The sequence below is a fragment of the Stenotrophomonas sp. T8 genome, assembly GCF_051853085.1.
GTDB lineage: Bacteria > Pseudomonadota > Gammaproteobacteria > Xanthomonadales > Xanthomonadaceae > Stenotrophomonas > Stenotrophomonas sepilia.
This window is the reverse complement of sequence record NZ_CP195329.1, coordinates 2,350,702-2,375,275: the sequence shown is the minus strand read 5'-3', so window position 1 is coordinate 2,375,275 and position 24,574 is coordinate 2,350,702. Positions and strand designations below refer to the sequence as shown.

The following is a 24,574-nucleotide window of genomic DNA, read 5'->3' as shown; positions in this document are numbered from 1 at the left end:
AAGACTACGAGTTCCGATCAATGGAGACTGATATGAACAATACCAAGCAAGCTTCCTCGCCCCGCCGCCGCGCGCCCCGTCTTGCAGCGATGACCGTGGCAGCCATGATGGCGCTCGGCACCGGCAATGTCAGCGCCTGGATTCCCGTGCAGGAGACCGGTACCAGCCTCATCCAGCACCTGCTCAATCAGATCAACACCTACAAGACCGAGGCGACCGTCTACGCGGCCAAAGCGCAGGACGCGGCCGAGTACGTCGAGCAGAACACCCGCTGGATCCGCACGCTGGAGCAGTATCGCCAGGCGCTGATCCAGGTGCAGGCGGCGGTGAACAGCTTCGGTATGCCCGACAGCGCGCCGCTGGTGCCGGTGGCACCGAACTATCTGGTTGCCGAAACCTGCGGCAAGGCGCTGGACTTCAGCCTGGAGTCCGCCTTCAAGGTGTTCGTGTTCAATCCGCAGGCGGATGTGAAGGAGCAGCAGATGCAGATCTGCGTCAACATCCGGATGATGCAGAACCGCAAGTACAACGACGCGATCGATTTCCTGACCCAGACCGTTCCGCGCATCAACAACTCCTTGACCCGCATCCTCAAGATCCGCCTGACCAACAACGATCAGGGCACCGTGCAGGGTGCCGACAGCGAATCGCTCCGCACCGCCAATGACATTGCCGCACTTGCCCAGAGCTGGGAAGCGCGGATGAAATCCTATGATGCCTATATCGAGGTCATGGAGTCCAACCAGAAGGTGGTGGCGCAGGCCGCATTGAAGGGGGACCCGACCAAGCAGCTGATCAGCGACATGGTCAAGACCACCGCACTGAAGGCCGCGCTCAGCGTCAAGTGATTGCAGGCCGCTAATACGTAGACATGCGCTGCAAAGCAATGCGGCATTTCATGCAGTAACGGAATTACCAAGGGATTGTGGAAATGACGATCAGGTGGCTGGCCAACTTTGATTTCTCAGGCGGATTGCAGGATCTGCTGGGCTACGCTGTGCGTGTCCAGTCGATCGGCGATTTCGTCTTCTTCAAGCTGATCATGGATTACCTGCGCGACAGGATCAGTGACTACGGCATCGACCTGATGGGGCGCATGATGTCCTGGGTCGGTGGTATTGCCCTGGTGCTGATGACGCTGTGGGTACTGATCCAGGGCTTCCGGATCGTCACCGGCCGCAGTCGCGACTCCATGATGGTGCTGGTGACCAATATGGCGCGCGCGGCGTTGATTGTGAGCGTTGCCACCAGCATGGCGATGTTCGGCAGCAACCTGCAGAAATTCCTCAACGAGGACGTCAAAGGCCTGATCACCCACGTGGTGACCGGCAAGGACCAGCAGCCGGAAGACCAGATCGACAAGAGCTTGGCCTGGATGCAGGTGGCGCTGTCGAGCATTGATGGCATCAAGATCCTGAATGATCCAGGGTTGCAGGCGGACAAGACCCGGGCGCTGTGGTTCATCGGCCTGGGCACGGGCGGTCCGGCCGTCACCGCTGGTGCGATGTTGCTGCTCTACGAGGTCGCGCTGGCGCTGTTCATCGGCCTGGGTCCCTTGTTCATTCTGTGTCTGCTGTTCGACCAGACCAAGCAGCTGTTCCAACGATGGCTGTTCTACGGCATCGGCACGATGTTCTCGATGGCGGTACTGGCAGCGATGGTATCGATCGCGCTGGACATGGTGATCCGTGTCTCGACCGCGTTCTGGTCCACCGCCCTGGTCAACAAGTTCCTGCTCGAAGGCGCCTCCAGCGACGGCATGACCAGCCAGGCGATGCAGCAGGGCGGCATGGGATTGATCCTGACGACCTTGATTCTGACTGCGCCCCCAATGGCGGCCATGTTCTTCCAGGGGACCTTGGGTGGTTTCGCGCCATACTCCCAGATCGGTGGCTCTACTGCTGGCCAGCCGGGTCCGCAGGGCCAGCCGCCGGGTTCGTATACGCCGCCGGCTCCCAAATCGAATGATCATGGTGGTAGCGGTAGTTCCGGCGCTGACTACAGTCGAATGGGGGGCGTGAACAGTGGGGCCTCAGGTGTAAGTCAAGATACTGGGCAGCGAGGTGTCGCAGTCACGGCAAAGGATTCAAGATGAGAAACGGCTACAGATCAGGTATTCAATCGATCGCCCCGATTTTCCGCGCCGTGATAGTCGTTTGTACTATGGCTGCTCTATCGGTTGTTGCCGGACCAGTGCTGGCAGAGGGTAGGTGCCCGCCCGGTCAGTACCCAATCGGAGATGACAGAGCGCCTGGCTGTGCGCCAATTCCAGCGGGAGGGGGGGGGGCGGAATCTGGCCCCAGGCCAACTGGTCGCTGGATCAAAACTTGGGGCGCGCTCTCCAGCTCCGCGTCAGGTGATGCGGGAGTTTCGATGGGAAAATTCAGCAAGTCTGATGCTCAGAAGGATGCTCTCGCACAGTGCGCCCAATGGGGGGCTAGTGATTGTCGGATCGATCTAGCATTCAAGAACACGTGTGTAGCTGCGGCTACCGCTGGTGGGGGGCGTGGTACGAAGATCCATACTGGTGCTGATGTGGGCGTGGCTCAGGCCCGCGCTCTCAAGGACTGTCAAGTTACGGGGGGGGCGGCGTGCAAGGTTGTTTACAGCGGTTGCACGGAGCCGTATTTCAAGGCGTACTGATCCTTCCGTAGCCTCACTCTTGATGGATGCTGATGCCGCGATGTGTGCGGTGCTGCGTTGATCGTCACCGTTGCCACCAGCATAGCGATGTCCAGCATGGCGATGTTCGGCAGCAACCTGCAGAAATTCCTCAACGAGGACGTCAAAGGCCTGATCACCCACGTGGTGACCGGCAAGGACCAGCAGCCGGAAGACCAGATCGACAAGAGCCTGGCGTGGATGCAGGTGGCGCTGTCGAGCATTGATGGCATCAAGATCCTGAATGATCCAGGGTTGCAGGCGGACAAGACCCGGGCGCTGTGGTTCATCGGCCTGGGCACGGGCGGTCCGGCCGTCACCGCTGGTGCGATGTTGCTGCTCTACGAGGTCGCGCTGGCGCTGTTCATCGGCCTGGGTCCTTTGTTCATTCTGTGTCTGCTGTTCGACCAGACCAAGCAGCTGTTCCAACGATGGCTGTTCTACGGCATCGGCACGATGTTCTCGATGGCGGTACTGGCAGCGATGGTATCGATCGCGCTGGACATGGTGATCCGTGTCTCGACCGCGTTCTGGTCCACCGCCCTGGTCAACAAGTTCCTGCTCGAAGGCGCCTCCAGCGACGGCATGACCAGCCAGGCGATGCAGCAGGGCGGCATGGGATTGATCCTGACGACCTTGATTCTGACTGCGCCCCCAATGGCGGCCATGTTCTTCCAGGGGACCTTGGGTGGTTTCGCGCCATACTCCCAGATCGGTGGCTCTGCTGCTGGCCAGCCGGGTCCGCAGGGCCAGCCGCCGGGTTCGTATACGCCGGCGCAGACGGTAAATAGCCATTCAACGTCGAGCGGATCGCAAGTGGATACTGTCCAGCAGAACATGACAAGAACTGTTGGGGCAGTGTCTGAAGCTGGAGTTTCGAACTCTAACGGTCGAAAGTTAGGAAATGCAGATTGAGGTAGATTGCATGGGGGCTCTTCCCTATGTCTAGTGCTTACTTAGGTTGAACGGAGGGTGCTGTGAAAATGCTTGTTGCTGTGCTTCTGTTGTTTGCTTTGCCCTTCGTTGCGTTTGCCGAGGGTAGGTGCCCTCCTGGCCAGTACCCAATAGGCGACAGCCGTGCACCAGGATGTGCTCCGATTCCTGGCGGCGGTGCTTCTGATGGACAGCAGGGGCCGGTTGCAACGGGGAAGTGGGAGACAAGGTGGGGAGCCATCGCAGAGGATTCGAGCACGCTTACTACCGGCGCGGCGTTCTCAATGAAGTCGAAACGTCGGGCGGTTAGTGCCGCAATGGCTGAATGTAATCGCTTGGGGGGGAAGCAGTGCAAGCTCAGGCTCGCCTATCACAATCAATGTGTGGCGATTGCGGATCCATCAGCAGAGTCGCTCGCTCGCTCATCCGGTCAGTCAATGGCGGTGACGGCCGAGACTGAAAGTAAGGCCAAGGATATGGCAATCACCCAGTGCCAAGCCTACGGTGCGGGACAGCTTTGCAGTGTGGTGTATTCGGGCTGCAGCATGTCGGAGTTCAAGGCCTTCTGATCGTTAGGGTCGGGCAAGTGCGCGCCTGCATGTCTCACGCTGATTGGTGTTGTACGGTATTGACAGACTTACTATGAAGGTTGACTTGACCTTGAAACATTCGGCTTGAGTGTTGTGGCTAGGTAGCTTCTAAGCGATGGGGCGCGGCGATGGCGCGGCAAGGTGCTCAGGCATTTGGAATGCCGGAAGTGTTTTTATGATGCCTTGGTCATGGCTGCAATCCAAATGAGGGCAGTTCTTCTGAGACGAGTAGGTCTTCGGCCAGGCTGCATTCCACTTTCTGAGCGCGTCTATTTTTGCGATGACGAGCCCCCCGCCAAGATCGGAATGGTGCAGGCCGCACTTGGTATTGCTCTGTTCGCTGGTGAAGTGCCGGGTTTGCCTCTGTGATACTGGTTTGGCACTGACACATATTCACCTCAGTTCGTTGCCTTGTGGCCTTCTGGGATTTGATGTTGCTGCTCTAGGAGGTCGTGCCGGCGCTGTTCATCATCCTCACGACCCTGATCCTGATCGCTCCCCCAATGGCGGCGATGTTCTTCCAGGGCACCCTGGGTAGCTTCATGGCATATTCGCAGATAGGTGGCGGCCCGGCTGCGCAGGCGCCGGGCCCGAGTGGGCAGCCGCCGGGTAGCTACCACACGCCGGATAAGCCTTCGGCGAGCAAGGGAAGCGAAGGCGCTCTCGAACATCTGCGCGCCCCGCCCATGGGTCTCCAGCAGCCGGCGGAAATTGAGAATCGTGGTCTCGTCTGGAATGCGCTCCAGGTTTTGATGCCGGCAAATCGGCGCATCACCGCCGTGTCATACAGCGCCTCTTCCATCGATGGGGCGCTCAGCGCGTACCAATGCTGCAGAAGCTTGCCAGTCCAGCTGTCGCATTTTTCTCTCAGTTCGACTATGTCAGTCTTGATCTTGGGGATTATCCAACGACACAGTGATGCGCCCGATGCCGGGGACTGGCGCCTGCCCGTAGTACTGAGGACTTGGAGCACAGGTGTAGCGGGTCGTATAGTCAGATGTCGCTGAGCAGTGGAACGCCGATGAACGATACGCCGCAAAGCCTCGTGCCACCTGATCGCAAGGAAGGAGCATCGGGATGCAGCCAGCATGAAATGCGCAATCTGTCGCATTTGCCCCGAGATGCTCTTCATGGCACCGTCGTCTGCGGCGTAATCCGCTATTCCGCTGTTCACCGAGCAAGGCAACCCCGTCGGCAGTTTCACGCGTGGAGAACCATGCTCCGTAATAGCGCTGTACCGACGCGCCCGCGTGGTACCTCCACCAGCGACATGGACCGCTCATGCTGAAATCCATCCCCAGCCTTGCTCATGTTGCGTTGATCGCATTGGTCACATTGGCCATTCCAGGCTGCAACAAGGAACGCTCATATCCAGTCTACCGCGAAAATCCTACGCCCAAGGATGCGCTGCCGATTGTGATTCGGGTCCACGATGCACCCGTGGATGTCCCAACCCCCACGATCACCGTCTTGTACGAGATCGACTCGCTTTGCCTCCCTCCGATCAACAACTACGAGGGCGTGCATTACGAACCTAAATGGCATTCAGTTGAGTTCAAAGCGCGGCGAATAAGCGACACTGAGTTCACCACCACCGTGTTCAAAGACGGGATGGCGGTCGTTGACTATTACGGGCGCGGCCCATGCAACTGGATGCCGAATACTGTGCAGGCTTCGTTCCCGATGATCATTGATGGACGCACAATCTACGCAACAGTCGGCGCCTCTTTCCAGAAAATTGAAGACACGGGAGGCTCTACGACTTACGTAGAGAAGGAACTAGAACCTCTCATCCCAGGGCAGACACCTGAACGGGCCTGGACGCTGTCCAAGACGATGTTTGACAAGCGCCCACTCGCAGATCGCCCAAAGTACTTCCCCATAGAGATCTCCTCACGAGTTCAAGGAGATGCCCCATGAACCCTATTACCAGCGCTACACTCTCGGATCATGTCTACAATGGGTTATCTCCGGATGCCGCGTCCGTCACCATTGCAGGAATCGAGTACGAGATCTTAGCTAGACGGGATTCCAGCACTGGTTACCAAGGCACTGTCTATCGCAAAGTTGAAACCGACGAAGTCATCATTGCCCATCGCGGCACCGAGTTTGATCGCCAGCTCCTTCTAGATGGCAGCATTGACGCTGCGATGGTCACCGCCAGAGTCAACGCGCAACTCGGCGACGCCCTCGCCCTGACCAGGCAGGCCATCAAGCTGGCCGATGAAAAGGGGATTGGACCCGTGTACGTCACCGGCCACTCCCTCGGCGGCGCACTCGCGCAGATCACTGCCCACCGCTACAACCTCCCCGGCGACGCCTTCAATCCTTACGGTGCTGCCGGGCTGGCATATCGCCTTCCTGAAGGCCAGCCATCCAACGCGGCACCCTTCACCAACCATGTGATGGCAGGCGACCTGGTCAGTGCGGCCGGCCCTCATTACGGCAAGGTCGAGATGTATGCGCTGCCCAAGGAACTGGAGGTTCTTCGCCATGCCGAGCAGGGCCAGCGCATCGCCGCGCTCGGATCGCTTGCGATGAGAAGCGGCCATGTCATGTCCGCCGCCGTGGCGGTCCAGCTGGGTGACTCCCATCGCATGGTTCATTTCCTTGACCGCATGACCGACAAGGGGCCGGCGCTGTCTGTACTGGACAACCCACAGGCCCGGGTTACGGATCCTGAGGACCTGCGCCGGATTGCCGACTATCGCAGTGATGTTCATCAACTGCGTGCGGGAGCGACCGTGCTTGTCGGCGGCGGCCCCGGTCTGCTGCGCGACGGTATCAATTACCTGCGCGATGTTGAGGAAGCCGGGGCATACGCCCGTCGCGCAGCTGAAGCCGAGCAGCGGGCCCGGAATGCGCTCAGGCCTGGCGAGCAACTGATCCAGGATGCAACCGACAATGGCTCGCCCTCTCTCAGCAATCCCGCTTTCTCTCCCAGGAACCCTTTGCAGGAAAGCATCGAATCAACCTTGGACAAGGCAGGCCTGGATCCCAGGAAGGAAGGCCACCCCGACCATGCGCTCTACCGGCAGATTCGCGACGGCGTATCCGCCGTGGATGCCAGGCACGGGCGCAGCTTCGATGAAACCAGCGAGCGGATAACCGCCAGCCTGCTAGTAACAGCCAAGAGCAGCGGCATGGAACGCGTCGATCATGTGGTCTTGGGCAATCCACCCAGCGATGGCTCAGCCCCTCGCATGTTCGTTGTGCAGGGAGCACTCGACAATCCGGCACACCTGCGCGCGTCGGTTCCAATCAGCGAGGCAATCAATACGCCGGTAGAGCAGTCGCTCGCCAAGGCCGAACAGGTTTCGCAGGCACAGCAGGTCGCCCAGCAAGACCACGCCCAGGAGCAAACCCAAGAACAGCCCCGCGTTGCGATTCGCCTGGGCTAGCAGGCTGCCGGAAAACACCCGATGATTCACGCGGTCAGATTGGGTGCTATTTCGGTCGTTTCCATGTCGGTTCTCCGTTCTGCACGCACATCTGTCCGAAGGTGCGCATCGAGACCAGGCTGTAGGCGGCCATGTTCAGCACGAAGACCTGATCCACTACTTGATCAATCGCGTCACTGAGCCGGTCCCCGTGCTGTCGGCGCTGATCAGGGAGTCACCTCGTCCTTCTATTCGCAGCTGCCGGGCAACTGGCGCTATCGCACCCGCCTGGCCAATGTCAGCTCGCTGAACTTCCTGGGCCTGTCGCCGCTGCACAACTTCGCCACTGGCAAGCAGCACAACAACCCATGGGGCGACTGCGTCACCACGCTGCAGACCACCAACGGCCAGCCGTACTACTTCAATTTCCACGCGACCCATCCGTCGGAAAACTCGCTGGGGGAGAAGGCGATCGCCAACACCATGGTGATCGGCAAGTCCGGTACCGGTAAGACCGCGCTGATCAACTTCCTGCTCAGCCAGGTGCAGAAGTACGAGCCGTCGCCGACCATCTTCTTCTTCGACAAGGACCGTGGTGCGGAGATCTTCGTCCGTGCCTGCGGTGGTAACTATCTGGCCCTGGAGAACGGCGCGCCGACCGGCTTCAACCCGTTCCAGTGCGAGAACAACGAAGCCAACGTGCAGTTCCTGGCCGACCTGATCAAGGTGCTGGCCGGCAAGCGTGAGTACAGTGCTCGTGAGGAAGAGGACATCTACCGCGCAGTGGAAAGCATGCTCGATACGCCGATGCACCTGCGCAGCATGACCAACTTCCAGAAGAGCCTGCCCAACATGGGCGACGATGGGCTCTACGCGCGCATGCGCCGCTGGACCTCGGGCAATTCGCTGGGTTGGGTGTTCGACAATCCGGTGGATACCGTCGACCTGAGCAAGGCCAATATCATCGGCTTCGACTACACCGACATCATCGACAATCCCGAAGTGCGCGTGCCGGTCATCAATTACCTGCTGCACCGCCTGGAGTCGCTGATCGATGGTCGTCCGCTGATCTACGTGATGGACGAATTCTGGAAGATCCTGGACGGCGAGGGTGGCCTGAAGGAATTCGCGAAGAACAAGCAGAAGACCATCCGTAAGCAGAACGGTCTGGGCATCTTCGCGACGCAGAGCCCGGAGGACGCGCTGAAGAGCGATATCTCCGCCGCGCTGATCGAACAGACCGCCACGCTGATCCTGCTGCCGAACCCGAATGCCAGCAAGAGCGATTACATGGACGGCCTGAAGCTGACCGAGGCCGAGTTCAGGGTGGTTACCGCCCTGGACGAGCGCTCGCGCTGCTTCCTGGTCAAGCAGGGCCATGCCTCCAGTGTCTGCCAGCTCAACCTGCGTGGCATGGACGACATCCTGTCGGTGATCTCGGCCTCGACCGACAACATCGACATCATGCATCGGGTGCTGCAGACGGCTGCAGTCCGCAATCGGATCACCGTGGATGAGCTGACGCCGGAGCAGTGGCTGGAGGACTTCTACAAGAACCGAAAGGGCTCTGGTAGAGCCAAGGCCTCTGCCGAAACCGATGCGGCTTGAAAGCCCTGGATCAGACAGCGCCGAATGAAATCCATTCCCCTGGAGAAGAACATGAGCATGACATCCCGAATTCACAAGCGCCACCGCGGTCTGCGTCAGAAGCGCCTGGCAGCCATCCTGCTGGGGAGCATGGTCATGTTCTCCGCCACGTCGGTTTCGGCCGGTGGCTACCCTGTTATCGACTTCAGTAATCTCGCGCAGGCGCTGAAGGATGTTGCCCAAGGAAAAGCACAGCTCAAGGCTGATGGGCTGGAGTATGCGGCTCAGGTTGATCGCTGGAGAAGGACGTTCCAGGAATATCAGAACGCGCTTGTCCAGATCCAGGGCATGATCAACAACTTCGGCTTGCCGCCAGGCGCCACATTGGAGCGGGTTCCAGACGACTATATGGTCGCCGACCTCTGCCGTACATCTGCGGGCTTCAGCGCTGGCAGCCTGCTGAAGAAGTTTGTGCTGGATACCTCCGGTGATCTCTACGCGCAGCAGCAGCAGCTGTGCGTCAACATCCAGATGATGGAAAACCGGAAGCGCAACGAGACGGTGGATTTCATCGAGAAGACCATTCCCAGTATCAACGCGTCGTTGTCTGAGATCATGGGCTGGCGAGGCGGCGCCGATGGCAATCTTGCGGGAACTCTTTCGGCCGTGAACAGTGACTCCCTGCGTACGGCAAACGATATTTCCAAGCTGCAGCAGGAGTGGGAGGCGCGCATGCGGTCCTACGACGCCTATCAGGAGTCAATGATGGCCAATCAGCGCGTGCTGGCGCGCGTGGCATTGAAGGGCAAGCCGGGCGTCATCTCGCAGCTGGTCAAGACGGCTGCATTGGAACGCGCTTTGCACGTCGACTGACGCCGCTTGGGGCAGGTGCATAGGCACCCGCTCCATGAGGTTGTCCGGTAGGGATACATCAAGGGATTGCGGAAATGATCAGGTCGATTGCCAATTTTGACTTCAATGGCGGATTCCAGGATTTGATGGGGCACGTTGCGCGTGTCCAGTCGATCGGGGATTTCGTGTTCTTCAAGTTCATCTTCGACTTCCTGCGAAGAAAGATAAACAAGTTCGGCATCGACATGATGGGGGAAATGATGCAGTGGGTCGGCGGCATCGCCCTCACGCTCATGACCCTGTGGGTGCTGGTGCAGGGCTTCCGCATCGTGACCGGCCGCAGCCGGGACTCAATGATGGTATTGGTGACAAATATGGCGCGTGCGGCGTTGATCGTCAGCGCGGCCACCACGATGGGCGCGTTCGGCACCAACCTGCAGAGCTTCCTCACCCACGACGTCAAGGCAGAAATCACGAAGGTTGTGACGGGCTCGAACGAGTCACCCGAAGCTCAGATCGACAAGAGCCTGGCATGGATGCAGGTGGCGCTTTCCAGTATCGACGCCATCCAGATCATGAATGACGGGGAGCTGCTGGAGGACAAGAAGCGGGCACTGTTCTTCATCGGCATGGGCACCGCAGGTCCAGCCATCACCGCTGGTGCGATGCTGATGCTGTATGAAATCGCCATGGCGCTGTTCATCGGCTTTGGCCCCCTGTTCATCCTCTGCCTGTTGTTCGACCAGACCAAGCAGTTGTTCCAACGTTGGCTGTTCTACGGCATCGGCACGATGTTCTCCATGGCCGTACTTGCAGCGATGGTCTCCATTGCACTGGACATGGTGGTACGTGTAGCGGCCACTTTCTGGACCACAGCGCTGGTGCAGGAGTTCATCCTCAAGGAAAGCATGTCCGACGGCATGACCAGCCAGGCGATGCAGCAGGGAGGCATGGGCCTGATCCTCACCGCGTTGATCCTGACTACACCCCCAATGGCAGCGATGTTCTTCCAGGGCACCCTGGGTACCTTCATGGCATATTCGCAGATAGGCGGTGGCGCAAGTGCCTCGCCGAGTGCCGACGGTCGTCCGCCGGGCATGTCGGCTCCGCCGCCGGCGCCGTCGGGAGATCGTGGTTCGGTGGGGGCGCCTGTCGCAGCAACCTCCCCTGTTGTCAATAACGCGATTGCTCCGACTCAAAGCCCAGGTATGCGAGGAAATGCAACAGCTCAATGAGTTGTGAGACTGAGGCGCCGTGAATTTTCAGAGATTCAAGACAATGGCCGATTTCAAACCTTTACGCGGTAATCCGGCGTTCGTGACTCTGACGCTGCTGTTTGCTGCACTCCTCGTTGCCAATAACGCCAATGCGGAGGGCCGATGCCCGGCCGGCCAGTACCCCATCGGCGATCAAGGGGTGGGGGGGTGTGCCCCCATCCCTGGAGCGGGGGGGAGCGCCCGTGGGGCGGAACCCGCTGGCCAGTGGCATAAGACGTGGGGTGCCATTGCTTCCTCGCCCAGTACGAACGAAGCAGGCGTGGCGACAGGGAGGGCGACGAAAGAGGATGCGGAGCGTGTCGCTCTCGAGGGATGCGGCATGCGCGCTGCTCGCGACTGCCGAATACTCATCGCGTACCGAAACCAGTGCGCCGCTTGGGTCGTTCCTCAGAGCCAAGGCAATGGGGCGCGTGGTGGCGTTGCGAGCGGTCAAGACTTGAAGGAAGCCATTGCGCAGGCACAAAAGATCTGCGTGGATCCGGCTGGAACGCAATGCAAAGTCGCCTACTCAGCGTGTTCTGAGCCGGTCTATGAGGCGTTCTAGCTAAAGGATCCTGACAGCCAGTATCTGGAGCGTGTTGATTGCTCAGGGCAACGGCTAGGGCAAGCTTCGACATGCCGACGTGAAGGCGATATTGGTGCGACGGCGTCTATGTGATCGCCAGTAACTTGCTGTGCCCCGGCTCTATTTCAACTGGGTGATTTACTTCAGTCTAGCCTGCGTTGATGCACAGTCTGACGCGATTGACCTTGAGCGTTCAGCGTGGCTGCGCGACCATGGGGCTTGCAGAGCACTCCGGTTGGAATCGCCGAGTTCTCCAATGATCTGGTACCCGGCCAGCCTGGGCCTTGTTTGCTCTGCGGAGCCCTCCCAATCCGGGAGGCAAGTTTGGGCAACGATCGTCTGCTCAGGCCGTCCCACCTTTCACAATGGGCAGCAAAGGGATGAGTCTCCCCATGAAACGAATCCACCTCGCTTTCCTCCCGTGCCTGCTGATTGCAGGCATGTTGCCATTCAACGCGCTTGCCGAAGGCAACTGCCCGCAGGGCATGTATCCCATCGTTGGCCAGGGTGTACAGGGCTGTGCACCCATTCCGGTGAACAGCTCGGGCTCTCCGTACAACAATCGCCCCAGCTGGGCGCAGACCGTGCGCGGCGTGGCAATGGATGCCCGCGGCGATACCTTCATCAGCAACTCGATGCGTTCGCGGAGCAAGGCCAAGCGCGCATCCATGAAGGAGTGCAAGGAGTTCGGGAAGGGCGAATGCACATTGGCGACCCTGTTCCAGGCGCAATGCGTGGCGGTCGCCCACGCGGGCCTGGGCACTGAAACCACCAGCGTTGCCACCGCCATGTCCGAACAGGGAGCGGTCATTGTCGCTATGCAGCAATGCAACGCGAAGGCGGCATGGAGGCAGCTGCCGCAGGGGCAATGCGGGATCGCCAGAACGGCCTGCACGGCAGATCTGTTGATCAGGTAAGGCGCCATTCACGCTAAGCCTCGTTTTCTGTGATCAATTCCGCTTTTCGATTTCCTCGGACTTCGACGCGGCAGAACGCCTCGCGGTAAGCTCCTCGCGCGTCATGAAAATGACGCGCCAGTGCCGCCGAATGCAGGAGTTCTTCCGTCCAATGAGGACTCTGTCAGCCCCTGCATCGGGTAACGCTCGCCATCATCGCGGTCTTGCCGTACGCAAGGCTATGATCCCTGTCCGCGCGATCGCGGATAAGCCGGAGTACCGCATTCCGGCTGGGCAGGGAGGCGGGTATCGGCATGACCACATTGAAGGAGTGGGAGGGGATGGAAGACAGGGTTGGCGCACACATGGACGATGCCCTGGCATTTGTTCCGTCCGGTGCGAACCTGCTGGAAGCCGTCAGGGGCGAACTCAACGGCGATGGCATCGAGTATCAGCTGCTGGTCATCGACCAGCCGACGCCGGAAGGGCTGGTGCCCGGCCAGCACGGGCCAAACCGGGTGCTGCTGTTGCTGCGCGGTGATGGGCGCGGGCGCTGGCAGCTGGCCGCGCGCAACGACAAGCTGGTGCCGTGTTCCACCCGAGGTGGCCTGGCCGGCGACCCTTTTGCGTATGCAATGGTCGAGAAGGGCACCTTCAGCGTGATCACCAACGGCGGTAGCCGCGAGCGCTGGAGCAGCACCTACCGGTTCCGCTATGCGCCCGCGGACGAGGCCTGCTGGGTTGACGGGGTGAGACGCAAGGTCGTGGATATCGAGACCGAAGCGACCAACATCCGGGATTACTCGGCGGCGGAGCTGGGCAGGGTGAGGTTCGAGGACTTCGACCCATCCAGTGTTGCCGAGGTGTCGCTTCCATGAGCCAAGCTCCAACCGGCGGAAGGGAATCCGCGCTGATGAAGATTCAGGAGTTGCACTGTGTCGACCGATAGAGAGTCGCAGCTGTTGCGACAGGCGACCAAAGCCGGCATCGACTCCCCGCTTGAACTGGCCAATTTCATGGCCCAGGCAGGGCACGAGTCGCGCGGCTTGAGCCGGCTCAACGAGAGCTTCAACTTCACCCGGGGAATCTCGCAGATCCCGGTGGAGGCTGCATGGCGCAATGGCAACGCCGCGTTGGAGAGCGCCCGCCAGGAAGCGCTGCGTGGTCGCCCGGAAAACCTGGCTGAGCTGATGTACGGCGGGCGCATGGGCAACGACGCGCCTGGTGACGCTCTGAAGTACCACGGCCGCGGCTATCTGCCATTGGTCGGCAAGGAGAATTACGAGCGTGCCGGCAAGGCGCTGGATCTGGACCTGGTGAATCACCCGGAGCTGGCAGCGCAGCCCGAGCACGCAGGCCGTATTGCCGTATGGCAGTGGCAGACACGGGTGCCGGAGGGGGCGCGCCATGATGTGCGAGAAGCAACTTATGCGCTCAACGGCGCGCTCAATGGCATCGAGGCGCGCCGGCAAAGATTTGAGGTCTGGCAGCAGAAGTTGACGCCGGACGTGATGGCGCGACTGGATCGCGGCGAAGTCGGTGCGCCGGCGCAGACCATTGCACGCGACATGTCGCATGCCGGTGAGCCCGGCAACGCATTGTTCGAGGATGCGCGCCGGCACCTGCAGCAGATGGGGCCACAAAGTGGACTGCGCAGTGCACAGGAGCTCGACAATACCGCTGGCGCATTGGCGCTGGGGGCGCAGAAGGCCGGCCTGTCGCGTATCGATCATCTGCTGGCGGGTAGCGACGGCCGTACGCTGTTTGCAGTGCAGGGTGCGCTGGGTGATCCGGCCATGCTGCGTGCGTCCGTTGACCGGGAGCAGGCCTCCCAGCAGCCTCTGGCGCAGAGCAGCCAGCAGTTGGCGGCTAGTGTTGCGCAGCAGGATCCGACGGCCGCGCTCGCCCGCGAGCAGGAGCAGCGTTCTCGATCCCTGTAACGCCGATGCCGGCGGGCAGGGTGCCCGCTGGCGCTTTACGTACGACGCGTGGCGCCCTGTGGCGCCGACATGGAAACTAACCCGTAAGGACACCACATGCGAATCGTTCCCTTGAATGCCCTGCAAGCCGCTGCCCGCTGCAATGCATCCGCGCGCCGCCTGCCGCCGCTCTGGCTGCTGTCACTTGGACTTGCCGCAGCCTCGGCACAGGCTCAGGAGGCAGCGCCGCCCGTCGCGGAAACGCACGCCACGGCACAGGCGATCGCTGATGCGCCTGCAGGGACGGCACCGCCTGCCGCCGTCGAGCCAACCGTTCCCGCGGTAGCACCCTCACCGCCCGCATTGGCCATCGTGCCGTTGCCGCCCGAGCAGGCGACCGAGCGGGCGCTCGGTGCCCGCTGCCCGGTGGATCTGGCCGGGCGGCTGGCGACCCAGGGCGACCTGCTGATTGGCGCCTGCCAGGGCACCATGCCGGCGCATCTGGCCGCGTTGCTGGTCGCGCTGCCCGTGCAGGACATCCACCTGCCGCGCAGCTGGCGCGAGCGTGAGGTGCGGCAGAAGGCCTGGTTCAAGGCGGTGCCGGGCTACGGCCAGCGCCCGGACTTCATCGTGCGGATGGGCGACATCTGGGTGCGTTCGCTGGAAGGGCGCGACGCCGACAGCACGTTCTACCTGGTGTCGGCGCCGTTCACCTGCAGCGACCAGGTTGCCAACCGGGATGAGTACGGCGCGGAGCCGGTCCGCGTACCCGCAGGTGATTGCCGCGAGGCTTATGTGGCCCAGCGTGTGTACCAGGTCCGCGGGGATGCGGCGCCGCGGGATGTGACCGCCGATGCCATGCCGACGATGCCCCCGGTCACGGAGGCCGATCGTGCGCGCCAGCTGTCGCGTGAGGGACGGATCAGCCTGGACTACAGCAAACTGCAGTATGGCCCGGCAATGCGCTGGTTCGTGCAGTACCCGGAGACAGTGCAGAAGGGCGGTCCGCGCGCCTACAGCGACTGGAACCGTGAGCACATCGCGTTCGTGGTCTGGACCGGTGATCGCTTCGAGCTGCGCGAGAAGGTCGCGCGCGCGCAGTGGCCCTGTGACCCGGTGGCACCCGGCGATCGCGCCTGTGGCGGATTCCCGGATTCCGGGCCCGATCTGTTCGTGACGGCCGGAGCATCCGTGCCAATGGCAGCGTCCAGCCCCTGAGCCTGAGTTTCGAAGTGATGCGGGAGCCGGGCTGACCGGCTCCCGCGCTGCATCAGGCCTGCAGGCTGCGGGTCTGGTTCCGCTGCTGTTCCAGCTGCTGGTCGCGCTCCAGCGCAACGCGCTGGTCGGCGGCCTGCTGGTCGATGCGCTGGCTGCTCTGTTCCAGCGGGGTGTTCATCGCCACTGCCGTATCTACCGATACGCGAAGGTGGGCCGGGTCGCCGCCCTGGCCCTGCACGGCGAAGCTGCGCGAGGCATCGGCATTCATGACCACTTCGTCGATGCGCTTGCCGCCTGCTGCGTGCATTTCGGCGGCCAGGCTGCCTGCCAATTGCGTGCTCATCACGTCTGGTACCCGGCCGACGCGGACATCCTGCGCGTGCACGCCACGGATCGCGTCGTTGAACAGTGGGTTGCCCACATGGTTGGCATCGTCCATTCGCAGCATGCTGGTGTGATGGCCGTTCTTCTCCGCTTCGCGGCGAGCCGGCTCACCGGGCTGCAGCGGGCCGCGGATGTGGTCGTACAGGTCGACGGCGCCGCCCGGAATGCCCCGCGCCGCGCGGGTGACACCACGGCGCAGTGATTCAACGTCGTCGCGGTATTCCTCGATCATCCTGGCGTTGTCTTTTGCCAGCTTCTGCGTTTCCGGGTGCTGCAGCACCGAGCCGTCACCGAGGAAGTTGCCCAGCTTGTGCGCGCCGAACGAGCTGCCTGCGGCGATGATCGGCCGGTCGGGGATAAGGGCGCGCAACGAGTGATTGCTGAAACCGTTCGCGGCGAGCGTGCTGATTTCATTCGGCCTGGCGTAGATGCGCACCTGGCCGAAGTGCGGCGACGCCGCGCTGACCGGATCGGAGGCCATGACATGGTTGATCATGGTGTTGCCGCCTTCCGGGATGCGGTAGCTGAGGCTGACCGCGCCATAGGCGTTGAAGGTTTCGCCCTTGACGTTGAAATGGTGCGAGGTGATCTGGGCCAGAGCGCCGCCGAGGGAGTGGCCGGTGACGGTGACCTCAGGAGCACGGCCTCCGAAGGCGGCGTCCTGCTTCGCGTAATCCAGTGCACTCTTGGTCAAAGCGATGGCATCGGGGGCCTGCACGTTGGTGCGGGCGACGACCATGCCGCCGTCGGTCAGGATGGCATCACGAGCTATCTGCTCGGTGCCGCGATGAGCCACAACGATCTCGTTGGTGTCGGCTCGCTGATAAACCGTGCCTTGGTAACCATTGAGCCGATTATTGACGTGATCGAGAATCTTGTATTCATGCCCGTTGATCGTGACGAGCTCTTCTTCCCCCGGACGCCTCCGGCCGACAGCGCGATCCTTGTAGGCATCGTCGGAAAGCGCCGCATAATCCTGCGTGCTGATGGTCATGGGGTGACCTCGCTGGCGCTGAGACTCATCGTGAACAACTTGCCCTGAAGTTCAGCAACGTAGTCAGCCGGGTCAGCCTTGCCGGTGGCCGGGTAGTTGGCAGCAAGTGGTGCCCGCGGATAGGCTGCGTCCGGATAATAAAGCGTGTGGGTCTTGCCTTCAGTCAGCGGTTCGGCCTTGACGAAAGTCAGGAAGCGGGTCTCTTCTTCAGCACCCGTTGCCTTCAGCATTGCCCCAGCACCAGTGAACTCCCAGTGGCACACGCCACGACCGTAGTAGTCTTCATCCAGCATGCGGTCCACATACAGCGTGCCCCGGTACTCACCATCGCTGACCTTGCGCAGTTCCACCGGTTCCTGGCTGGTAATCCGTGCAGCCGTGCCGGTGGCCGGCTCGATATAGCCACACTGGTCTTCGTTGGTGACGTCGTACTGGGCCACGCCTTCAACCACAGCGAAATCACCCGGGGCGTCCTTCAGGCGCAGCACCAGTTCATAGGCCTTGCGCGGGCTGGGGTTGAGCTTGGCGAGGCCGCGCCCACCCTGGGCGACATCGGCTTCAGCAGCGGCACGTTCCTGGTTCATGGCGGTCTCCGGATGGCAGGCGGTCAACAGAAGCAGAGCAAGGCACGGAATCATCTTGTGGCGCAATGTCGGCCTCCTTGGGGATAGGGGTGAATGAGGCACTGGCAGCTCATGGCGTGAGCTTCTGCACAGTGGTGGTAGTTGAGAACAGCGCGTCGCGCAGATCTTCGCTGTACCCCGACGGAGCTTCCTCGCCACTGGCACCAAAATTGGCGACAGTGTCGGCGCGCGGATAGACAAGGTTCGGGTAATAAAGCGTCAGAGGCGAGTCGTTCTCCATGCGCTTCTTGTCGACGAACGTCAGGAATCGCGTATCCGCCTTGCTGGTCGTGGCGCGCAACATCGCACCGACGCCCGTCAACGTCCAAACGCAGGCGCCGCGCCCGTAGTAGTCCTCATCCAGCATGCGGTCCAGGTAGAACGTACCGCGGTACTCGTTCTCGCTGACCTTGTGCAGGGTGACGGGCTCTTGGCTGGTGATGCGGCCCGCAGTGCCTGTTGCAGGCAGTATCCGCCCGCAGTCTTCGTAGTTGCTGACGTCATACTGGGCCACGCCCTCCACGATCGCGAACGGGCCCGGCGCGTCCTTCAGTGTCAGCACCAATTCGTAGGCCTGCTTCGGCGCCGGGTTGAGTTTGGCCAGGCCGCGTCCACCCGCGGCGACGTCGCGCTCGGCATCGGCGTAGGGCGAACATGCCGCCAGCGGGACGAGGGCGAGCAATGCCAGCAGCGGCCGCCCCCTGGGTTCGGGGCGAGCTACACGCATGGCGCGAGCCTGCATCGTGCGTCCATGTCCATCTATCCTTCCTGGGTGGCAGGTTTCTCGATTATGGAACGTGCCGGGAGCGCTGTGCCACCCTTGGAGACGGATTTTTGACGCCCCGGCGAGGCATTGCCCGGGCGGATCGCTTGCCGCACAAGGCTCGCGATCATCACGTTGGCATTGCTGCCGGAGGCAGGTCTGCGGCTGAATCCGTGACTGAAATCAATCATTCACATATCCATCACTTCATTGAAGGCGCTCTCCTTGAACTGCACGATCCGCCCTGAAATCCGCGAAGACCGCGCTGTCATCCACGCACTCACCGAGGCAGCCTTCCGCGAAGCCCCACACAGCAGCCACACCGAGCAGTTCATTGTGGATGCACTGCGTTCGCGTGGAGAGCTGAGTCTCTCGCTGGTCGCCGAGAAGGACGGGCAGGTCGTCGGGCATGTTGCCTTGTCGCCGGTGACGATCAGCGATGGCAGTACGGGCTGGTTTGGCCTGGGACCAATCTCGGTGCTGCCCGGATGGCAGGGGCAGGGTGTCGGCGCGGCGCTGATGCATGCGGCGCTTGATGCACTGCGTGAGCAGGGGGCGCAGGGCTGCGTATTGCTGGGAGAACCCGCGTACTACGGTCGATTCGGATTCCGCGCCGAGCCGGGCCTGGTGCTGCCGGGTGTTCCGCCAGAGTACTTCCAGGCGCTGCACCTGAGGCCGTCGATGGCGCAGGGAGAGGTGCAGTACTCACCGGCATTCGAAGCCACGGCCTGATGATCGGGGGCGGGCCTCGAATATCCGTCCAATGTCAGCCGTCGTGCCGGAGATGGATCAGAGGATACGGACGGCCCTGCGAATCCAGCGGTGAACGTCCGGTTTCGACGAAGCCCATGCGCAGGTAGAAGCCAACGGCCTGTGCGTTCTGCTCATTGACGTCGGTACTCAGCTGCGGATGCCGGGCCAGCGCGTGCTGCAGCAGTTGCCGGCCGATACCAGTGCCGCGCACGTCCGGATCGATGAACAGCGCTTCCATGTGCGTGCCGTCGATCAGCATGAAGCCCAGTGGCCGATCCTGCGCATCGACCGCAACGGTCATCGGCGCCTGCGGCAGGAAGCTGGCGACTTCGGCATCGATGGCCTGCCGGTCTTCGGCGCTGAGGAAGTCGTGGGTGGCGTCGACGGCACGGCGCCAGAGGTCGACGAGGGCGGCGCCGTCATCGGCGCGCGAGGGACGGAGGGTGGTCATGGGTTCACCAAGGTGCTTGCGGAAGGGCTCAGTATGAGGCCTGCAGCCTGGCTTCAGCGCGCTCGCTGCTTGGACCGCCTGTCGCGCGCAATGGCACCGCCTATACCCGCGCCGCCTGCACGGCCGCGGGCGTACAATGCGGCCCCGGCGGCCATCCTGGCCCTGCAGACATGCGAGAACCGCCATGACCGATGCCCTGGGTGTACCGGTGCACGACGCCGATGAACACTGGATGCGCCATGCGCTGGCGCTGGCCGAGCGTGCGCAGCGCGAGTTCGACGAGATTCCGGTCGGTGCGGTACTGGTGGGCGCCGATGGCCAGCTGCTGGGCGAGGGCTGGAACCTCAACATCGCCTCGCACGACCCCAGTGCGCATGCCGAGATCGTGGCCATGCGCGCCGGCGGCACGCGGCTGGCCAATCATCGGCTGCTCGGCAGCACCCTGTACGTGACCCTCGAACCCTGCGCGATGTGCGCGATGGCCATCGTGCATGCACGCGTCGCCCGCTTGGTCTACGGCGCCAGCGACCCCAAGACCGGCGCCTGCGGCAGCGTGTTCGACCTGCTGGGTGATGCCCGGCACAATCACCGGGTGGAAATCCACGGTGGGGTGCTGGCCAAGGAGGCCAGCATGCGCCTGACCAATTATTTCCGCGCCAAGCGCGGCAAGCCGCCGTTGCTGCTGGAAGACCATGCGGGCGAGGGCTGAGGGGCGAACGGGTATGATGGGCGCCTCTTTCCTTCACCGGTAGGCCGCGCGCCTGCCCAGCAACGAGGCGACACAATGGCGGACACCGGCGCGGCCAACGAGCGACTGATCTGGATCGACCTGGAGATGACCGGGTTGGATACCGACAACGATTCGATCATCGAGATCGCCACCGTGGTCACCGATGCCCAGCTCAACGTGCTGGCCGAAGGGCCGGAATTCGCCATCCACCATCCGCTGGAAACGCTGGAAGCGATGGATGAGTGGAACCGCAACCAGCACCGTCGTTCCGGCCTGTGGCAGCGCGTGGTGGACAGCACCACCACCCTGGGCCAGGCCGAAGCGCAGACGGTGAACTTCCTGGCGCAGTGGATTCCGGCCGGTCTTTCGCCGATGTGCGGCAACTCGATCTGCCAGGATCGCCGCTTCCTGCATCGCCAGATGCCGAGGCTGGAGAAGTACTTCCACTACCGCAACCTGGACGTGTCCACGGTGAAGGAACTGGCCAAGCGCTGGGCGCCGAGCGTGGCCGCCGGCGTCGGCAAGAACAGCAACCATACCGCGCTGAGCGATGTACACGATTCAATCGCCGAGCTGCGCCACTACCGCCAGTTCATGGGCGCGCTGTCGGGCCTGCCGGCTGCCTGAACGGCGCCGTCGGGCATGGCCCGGCGCTACCGGGTGACACACCAACGGGTAGTGCCGGCCGCTGGCCGGCAAGGCGCCGGGGTCGGATCCCTTTGCTGCGGAAAGGGCTCTGACCCCTCTGTCGTACCCCGCGACGAACCGTTCAACTTCCGGGCGCTAAGATCGGCGCCATGAACGAGCCCATCCTGCTTCCCCGCGACATCGCCCATGACGCCCGCGACTGGTCCGACCTGCAGCGCGCGGTGGCGCTGCTGGAAGCGCCGACCCTGACCGCGCGCATGGCGAACCTGGTCGGTACGCCGCTGGAGTTCGCGGTGAAGGCGCTGCCCAGTTCGGTCTCCAACCGCATCCACGGTGCGGTGCAGGCGGCACTGTCCAAGTCGGCGCAGGCAGCCCTGTGGAGCATGGACAACTCGCCCGGCAAGGGAGCGTCGACCCGCTGGCACAAATTGGCGGCAGCCACCTCCGGTGCGGTCGGCGGTGCCTTCGGCTTTGCCGCCCTGCTCATCGAGCTGCCGGTGTCGACCACGATCATGATGCGTGCGGTGGCCGACGTCGCCCGCAGCGAGGGGTTTGACCTGTCCGAGTTCAGCACCCGCCAGGCGTGCCTGGAAGTGTTCGCGCTGGGCGGCAACTCGCCGCGTGATGACGCCAGCGAGACGGGCTATTACCTGGCCCGCGGCTTCACCACCGATGTGATGCGCCACCTGTCGGCCGAGCTGGCCGGGCGGGTGGTGACCGGCCGCGACCTGACGCTGGGCGTGGCGCCGAAGGAAGCCGGCAAGCTGCTGGCGAAGATGGTGGAGAAGGTGGCGGCGCGCTTCGGCGTGGTTGTTACCGAGAAATTCGCTGCGCAGGCGGTGCCGATCGTTGGTGCGGCCGCGGGTGCAACACTGAATACCATGTTCACCGATTACTACCAGGACATGGCGCGTGGTCACTTCATCGTGCGCCGGCTGGAGTTGAAGTATGGGGAAGATGTGGTGCGCGCCTGCTATGACCGCGTGGCACACGGTGCGGTAAAGATCGAGCCAAGGGTGGAGTAGATACACGCTGTGCGTGGATGAGCCCTCGTACAGGGTGATCCTTGCCGTGGGGGAACAACTGTTTTGCCAGTGCGTGCCTGTTGCCTGGCGGGCGCCATCCCCATTCTTGGTGGCACTCCTCCCGCAAGAGATCGCCGCCATGTTGTTCACTCCTCATCATCTGGGCGCACTGACGCTGCCCAACCGCATCGTGATGCCGCCGATGACCCGCTCGCGCTCGTCGGCCGGCAACGTGCCCACTGCCGAAATGGCCACGTATTACGCGCAGCGCGCCAGCGCCGGCCTGATCGTCAGCGAAGGCACTCAGATCAGCCCTCAAGGCCAGGGCTATGCCTGGACCCCGGGCATCCATAGCCCGGACCAGGTGAAGGGCTGGCGCCGGGTGACCGATGCCGTGCACGCTGCCGGCGGTCGCATCTACGCCCAGCTGTGGCATGTCGGCCGGGTCTCGCACGTGGCGCTGCAGCCGGGCGGCGCCGCGCCGGTGTCGTCGTCGGCGTTGTTGGCGGAAGGCGTGAAGGTGTTCGTCGACCCGACCGGGGCAGGTCCCGAAGCCGGGGTGGGCGAAATGATCCAGCATTCGATGCCGCGCGCGCTGCGCGAAGACGAGATTCCGGGCATCGTCGCCGACTACGCCGAGGCGGCACGCAACGCGCTGGACGCAGGCTTCGATGGCGTGGAGTTGCACGGTGCCAATGGCTACCTGATCAACCAGTTCATCGACTCGCAGGCCAACCAGCGCACCGACGGCTATGGCGGCGCGTTGCAGAACCGCCTGCGGTTCCTGCGCGAGGTGGTGCAGGCGGTGGTTGCGGTGGTCGGTGGTGATCGCGTCGGCGTGCGCCTGGCGCCACTGACCACGTTGCAGGGCGCGGTGGACGATACGCCGCAGGCGACCTATCTGGCGGCCGCGCATCTGCTGGGTGATCTGGGCGTGGGTTACCTGCACATTGCCGAAGCCGACTGGGACGATGCACCGCTGATGCCGGCGGCGTTCAAGCAGGCGCTGCGCATGGTCTACCCGGGTACGCTGATCTACGCCGGCAAGTACACCGCCGAACGTGCCGAGCAGGCACTGGCTGAAGGCTGGGCCGACCTGATCGGCTTCGGTCGCCCGTTCATCGCCAACCCGGATCTGCCGGAGCGGTTGCGCCTCGGGGTGGAGCTGGCCCCGCCGGATCGCGCCACGTTCTTCGGTGGCGGCGCGGCCGGTTTTACCGATTACCCGACGCTGGAAGAGCGCGTCGCGGCCTGATGCTGGGCGCTGCCGGCCAGCGGCCGGCACTACCAGTGGGCGAGGGGGTAGCGCCGGCCGCGGGCCGGCATTTCAATGTCGTATCGCCGATGGGTGGGTGCCGGCCGCTGGCCGGCATTTCTGTTTGGGATCAGGGCTTGTCGCGCACCAGCGCGTCCGCCTCGACCACACCGCCATCCTTTCCATGCAGGTACAGGTGCATGTCCTGCTGCGGGTACGGGATGTTGATGCCGGCCCTGTCAAAGCCCAGCTTGAGCTGCTCCAGCAGCGTGACCTTGGTGCCGAACCAGTCGGCCGACTTCACGTAGCAGCGGATGCCGAGGTTGATCGCGTGCGCCCCCAACTCGTACACCACGACGTCCGGTGCCGGCGTCTGCAGCACGCGCGGGTCCGCCTTCATCAGCGCCAGCGCGGTGTCGCGTGCCAGCTGGATGTTGTCCTCGTAGCCGATGCCGATCACCAGTTCGACGCGGCGGGTCGGCTCGGCGGTCAGGTTGATGATCGGTGCGGCGGTGATCAGCGTGTTCGGAATGGTGGTGTGCTGGTTGTCGGCACCGGTGATGACGGTCTGGAAAATGCGCACTTCGCGCACCGTGCCGGTCTGTCCGGCAACGGTGACTACGTCGCCGACGCGGAACGGCCGCAGTGTCACCAGCATCACGCCCGAGGCGATGTTGGACAGCGAATCCTTCAGGGCAAGGCCAACGGCCAGGCCGGCGGTGCCGAGCACGGCCAGCAGCGGCGTGATCTGCACGCCCAGCGTGCCGATGGCCAGCACCACCACGATCACCAGCGATGCGGCGTACACCACGTTGCGCAGGAAGCTGCCCAGCATCGGGTCCACGCCCATGCGCGCTGTGGCGCGCGGCATCGCGTTGGACAGGCGACGCGCCACCCACAGGCCCACCAGCAGCACCACGATGGCGGCCAGTAACGGCACACCGTAGGTTTCCAGCAGGCGCTCCCAGTTGAGCGAGTGGAACCAGGGCGTTGCGGCGGGGGCGGGGGCGGGAGGTGCGGCGGCGATCATGCGGAAGTCCTTTGCTGCGTAGCGATGTCTGCGTGGGGCC

The 24,574-nt window shown here is 62.7% G+C and carries 25 protein-coding genes and 3 pseudogenes; 21 read left to right on the top strand and 7 right to left on the bottom strand.

Annotation, left to right across the window (positions count from 1 at the left end; genetic code table 11):
- Positions 1-32: 32 nt before the first annotated feature.
- The 6 genes and pseudogenes from ACSDHM_RS11175 to ACSDHM_RS11150 form a co-directional block, all read left to right on the top strand.
- Entirely contained in the window at positions 33-848 is an 816-nt protein-coding gene (locus ACSDHM_RS11175) for a hypothetical protein (RefSeq protein WP_439426272.1), read from the top strand.
- A gap of 83 nt (positions 849-931) precedes the next feature.
- Positions 932-2,095: a type IV secretion system protein gene (locus ACSDHM_RS11170; RefSeq protein ID WP_439426271.1), complete on the top strand. Its 1,164-nt coding sequence runs from the start codon at positions 932-934 to the stop codon at positions 2,093-2,095.
- Entirely contained in the window at positions 2,092-2,643 is a 552-nt protein-coding gene (locus tag ACSDHM_RS11165; RefSeq protein ID WP_439426270.1) for a DUF4189 domain-containing protein, read from the top strand. The genes ACSDHM_RS11170 and ACSDHM_RS11165 overlap by 4 nt, the downstream gene beginning before the upstream one ends.
- Positions 2,644-2,685: 42 nt before the next feature.
- Positions 2,686-3,576: a type IV secretion system protein gene (locus tag ACSDHM_RS11160; RefSeq protein ID WP_439426269.1), complete on the top strand. Its 891-nt coding sequence runs from the start codon at positions 2,686-2,688 to the stop codon at positions 3,574-3,576.
- 68 nt (positions 3,577-3,644) lie between these two features.
- Positions 3,645-4,163 (top strand): DUF4189 domain-containing protein, encoded by a 519-nt coding sequence (locus ACSDHM_RS11155; protein ID WP_439426978.1) that lies wholly within the window; start codon positions 3,645-3,647, stop codon positions 4,161-4,163.
- A gap of 488 nt (positions 4,164-4,651) precedes the next feature.
- Positions 4,652-4,843 (top strand): annotated as a pseudogene (locus ACSDHM_RS11150) (type IV secretion system protein); the annotation flags it as partial.
- Positions 4,844-4,870: 27 nt separating this feature from the next.
- Here ACSDHM_RS11150 and ACSDHM_RS11145 read toward each other — a convergent pair.
- A pseudogene (locus ACSDHM_RS11145) lies at positions 4,871-5,022 on the bottom strand (transposase); the annotation flags it as partial.
- A gap of 443 nt (positions 5,023-5,465) precedes the next feature.
- Between ACSDHM_RS11145 and ACSDHM_RS11140 the strand changes: the two are divergent.
- The 10 genes and pseudogenes from ACSDHM_RS11140 (at position 5,466) to ACSDHM_RS11095 (ending at position 15,878) form a co-directional block, all read left to right on the top strand.
- Positions 5,466-6,104, top strand: a complete 639-nt coding sequence (locus tag ACSDHM_RS11140; RefSeq protein WP_439426268.1) for a hypothetical protein — start codon at positions 5,466-5,468, stop codon at positions 6,102-6,104.
- Positions 6,101-7,585 carry an XVIPCD domain-containing protein gene (locus tag ACSDHM_RS11135; RefSeq protein ID WP_439426267.1) on the top strand — a complete coding sequence of 495 codons (1,485 nt, stop codon included), beginning with the start codon at positions 6,101-6,103 and terminating at the stop codon, positions 7,583-7,585. The genes ACSDHM_RS11140 and ACSDHM_RS11135 overlap by 4 nt, the downstream gene beginning before the upstream one ends.
- Before the next feature lie 213 nt (positions 7,586-7,798).
- Positions 7,799-9,172, top strand: a pseudogene (locus ACSDHM_RS11130) (VirB4 family type IV secretion/conjugal transfer ATPase); the annotation flags it as partial.
- Between the two features lie 51 nt (positions 9,173-9,223).
- Positions 9,224-10,024, top strand: coding sequence for a hypothetical protein (locus ACSDHM_RS11125; RefSeq protein ID WP_188240852.1), 801 nt, complete (start codon positions 9,224-9,226; stop codon positions 10,022-10,024).
- 74 nt (positions 10,025-10,098) lie between these two features.
- Complete coding sequence (locus tag ACSDHM_RS11120; protein ID WP_242015799.1) at positions 10,099-11,238, top strand: type IV secretion system protein; 1,140 nt, start codon at positions 10,099-10,101, stop codon at positions 11,236-11,238.
- A 43-nt stretch (positions 11,239-11,281) separates the two neighbouring features.
- Positions 11,282-11,824, top strand: a complete 543-nt coding sequence (locus ACSDHM_RS11115) for a DUF4189 domain-containing protein (protein ID WP_088497921.1) — start codon at positions 11,282-11,284, stop codon at positions 11,822-11,824.
- Positions 11,825-12,237: 413 nt separating this feature from the next.
- Positions 12,238-12,762, top strand: coding sequence for a DUF4189 domain-containing protein (locus ACSDHM_RS11110; RefSeq protein ID WP_439426266.1), 525 nt, complete (start codon positions 12,238-12,240; stop codon positions 12,760-12,762).
- A gap of 320 nt (positions 12,763-13,082) precedes the next feature.
- On the top strand, positions 13,083-13,619 hold the full coding sequence (locus ACSDHM_RS11105) for a hypothetical protein (RefSeq protein ID WP_088497922.1): 537 nt from the start codon (positions 13,083-13,085) through the stop codon (positions 13,617-13,619).
- A 57-nt stretch (positions 13,620-13,676) separates the two neighbouring features.
- The gene (locus tag ACSDHM_RS11100; RefSeq protein ID WP_151354628.1) at positions 13,677-14,681 is read left to right on the top strand and encodes an XVIPCD domain-containing protein; all 1,005 of its coding nucleotides are present in this window, start codon (positions 13,677-13,679) and stop codon (positions 14,679-14,681) included.
- Positions 14,682-14,777: 96 nt separating this feature from the next.
- Positions 14,778-15,878: a hypothetical protein gene (locus tag ACSDHM_RS11095; protein ID WP_439426265.1), complete on the top strand. Its 1,101-nt coding sequence runs from the start codon at positions 14,778-14,780 to the stop codon at positions 15,876-15,878.
- 52 nt (positions 15,879-15,930) lie between these two features.
- Here the strand turns inward: ACSDHM_RS11095 and ACSDHM_RS11090 are convergent, their stop codons facing one another.
- From ACSDHM_RS11090 to ACSDHM_RS11075, 4 genes are read right to left on the bottom strand one after another with little or no spacing between them, the layout of a single operon-like run.
- Positions 15,931-17,256: an XVIPCD domain-containing protein gene (locus tag ACSDHM_RS11090; RefSeq protein WP_072168084.1), complete on the bottom strand. Its 1,326-nt coding sequence runs from the start codon at positions 17,254-17,256 to the stop codon at positions 15,931-15,933.
- Entirely contained in the window at positions 17,253-17,906 is a 654-nt protein-coding gene (locus ACSDHM_RS11085) for a hypothetical protein (protein ID WP_227837009.1), read from the bottom strand. Before ACSDHM_RS11085 ends, ACSDHM_RS11090 begins: the two co-directional genes overlap by 4 nt.
- A gap of 43 nt (positions 17,907-17,949) precedes the next feature.
- Entirely contained in the window at positions 17,950-18,621 is a 672-nt protein-coding gene (locus ACSDHM_RS11080) for a hypothetical protein (RefSeq protein WP_262221670.1), read from the bottom strand.
- Positions 18,622-18,638: 17 nt separating this feature from the next.
- On the bottom strand, positions 18,639-18,833 hold the full coding sequence (locus ACSDHM_RS11075; RefSeq protein ID WP_134955477.1) for a hypothetical protein: 195 nt from the start codon (positions 18,831-18,833) through the stop codon (positions 18,639-18,641).
- Positions 18,834-18,867: 34 nt separating this feature from the next.
- Between ACSDHM_RS11075 and ACSDHM_RS11070 the strand changes: the two genes are divergently transcribed.
- The gene (locus ACSDHM_RS11070) at positions 18,868-19,374 is read left to right on the top strand and encodes a GNAT family N-acetyltransferase (RefSeq protein WP_005417179.1); all 507 of its coding nucleotides are present in this window, start codon (positions 18,868-18,870) and stop codon (positions 19,372-19,374) included.
- A 34-nt stretch (positions 19,375-19,408) separates the two neighbouring features.
- Here the strand turns inward: ACSDHM_RS11070 and ACSDHM_RS11065 are convergent, their stop codons facing one another.
- Complete coding sequence (locus tag ACSDHM_RS11065; protein WP_065186149.1) at positions 19,409-19,846, bottom strand: acetyltransferase; 438 nt, start codon at positions 19,844-19,846, stop codon at positions 19,409-19,411.
- Between the two features lie 184 nt (positions 19,847-20,030).
- Between ACSDHM_RS11065 and tadA the strand changes: the two genes are divergently transcribed.
- The 4 genes from tadA to ACSDHM_RS11045 all read left to right on the top strand — a co-directional run bounded on the left by tadA (position 20,031) and on the right by ACSDHM_RS11045 (position 23,504).
- Positions 20,031-20,555 (top strand): tRNA adenosine(34) deaminase TadA, encoded by a 525-nt coding sequence (gene tadA, locus ACSDHM_RS11060; protein ID WP_005417177.1) that lies wholly within the window; start codon positions 20,031-20,033, stop codon positions 20,553-20,555.
- A gap of 75 nt (positions 20,556-20,630) precedes the next feature.
- The gene (gene orn, locus ACSDHM_RS11055; RefSeq protein ID WP_053499815.1) at positions 20,631-21,203 is read left to right on the top strand and encodes an oligoribonuclease; all 573 of its coding nucleotides are present in this window, start codon (positions 20,631-20,633) and stop codon (positions 21,201-21,203) included.
- Positions 21,204-21,373: 170 nt separating this feature from the next.
- Positions 21,374-22,249, top strand: a complete 876-nt coding sequence (locus tag ACSDHM_RS11050; RefSeq protein WP_049415102.1) for an EcsC family protein — start codon at positions 21,374-21,376, stop codon at positions 22,247-22,249.
- Positions 22,250-22,388: 139 nt separating this feature from the next.
- The gene (locus ACSDHM_RS11045) at positions 22,389-23,504 is read left to right on the top strand and encodes an alkene reductase (RefSeq protein WP_088497927.1); all 1,116 of its coding nucleotides are present in this window, start codon (positions 22,389-22,391) and stop codon (positions 23,502-23,504) included.
- Between the two features lie 130 nt (positions 23,505-23,634).
- Here ACSDHM_RS11045 and ACSDHM_RS11040 read toward each other — a convergent pair whose 3' ends face one another.
- Positions 23,635-24,534 (bottom strand): mechanosensitive ion channel family protein, encoded by a 900-nt coding sequence (locus ACSDHM_RS11040; protein ID WP_188240858.1) that lies wholly within the window; start codon positions 24,532-24,534, stop codon positions 23,635-23,637.
- Between the last annotated feature and the right edge of the window lie 40 nt (positions 24,535-24,574).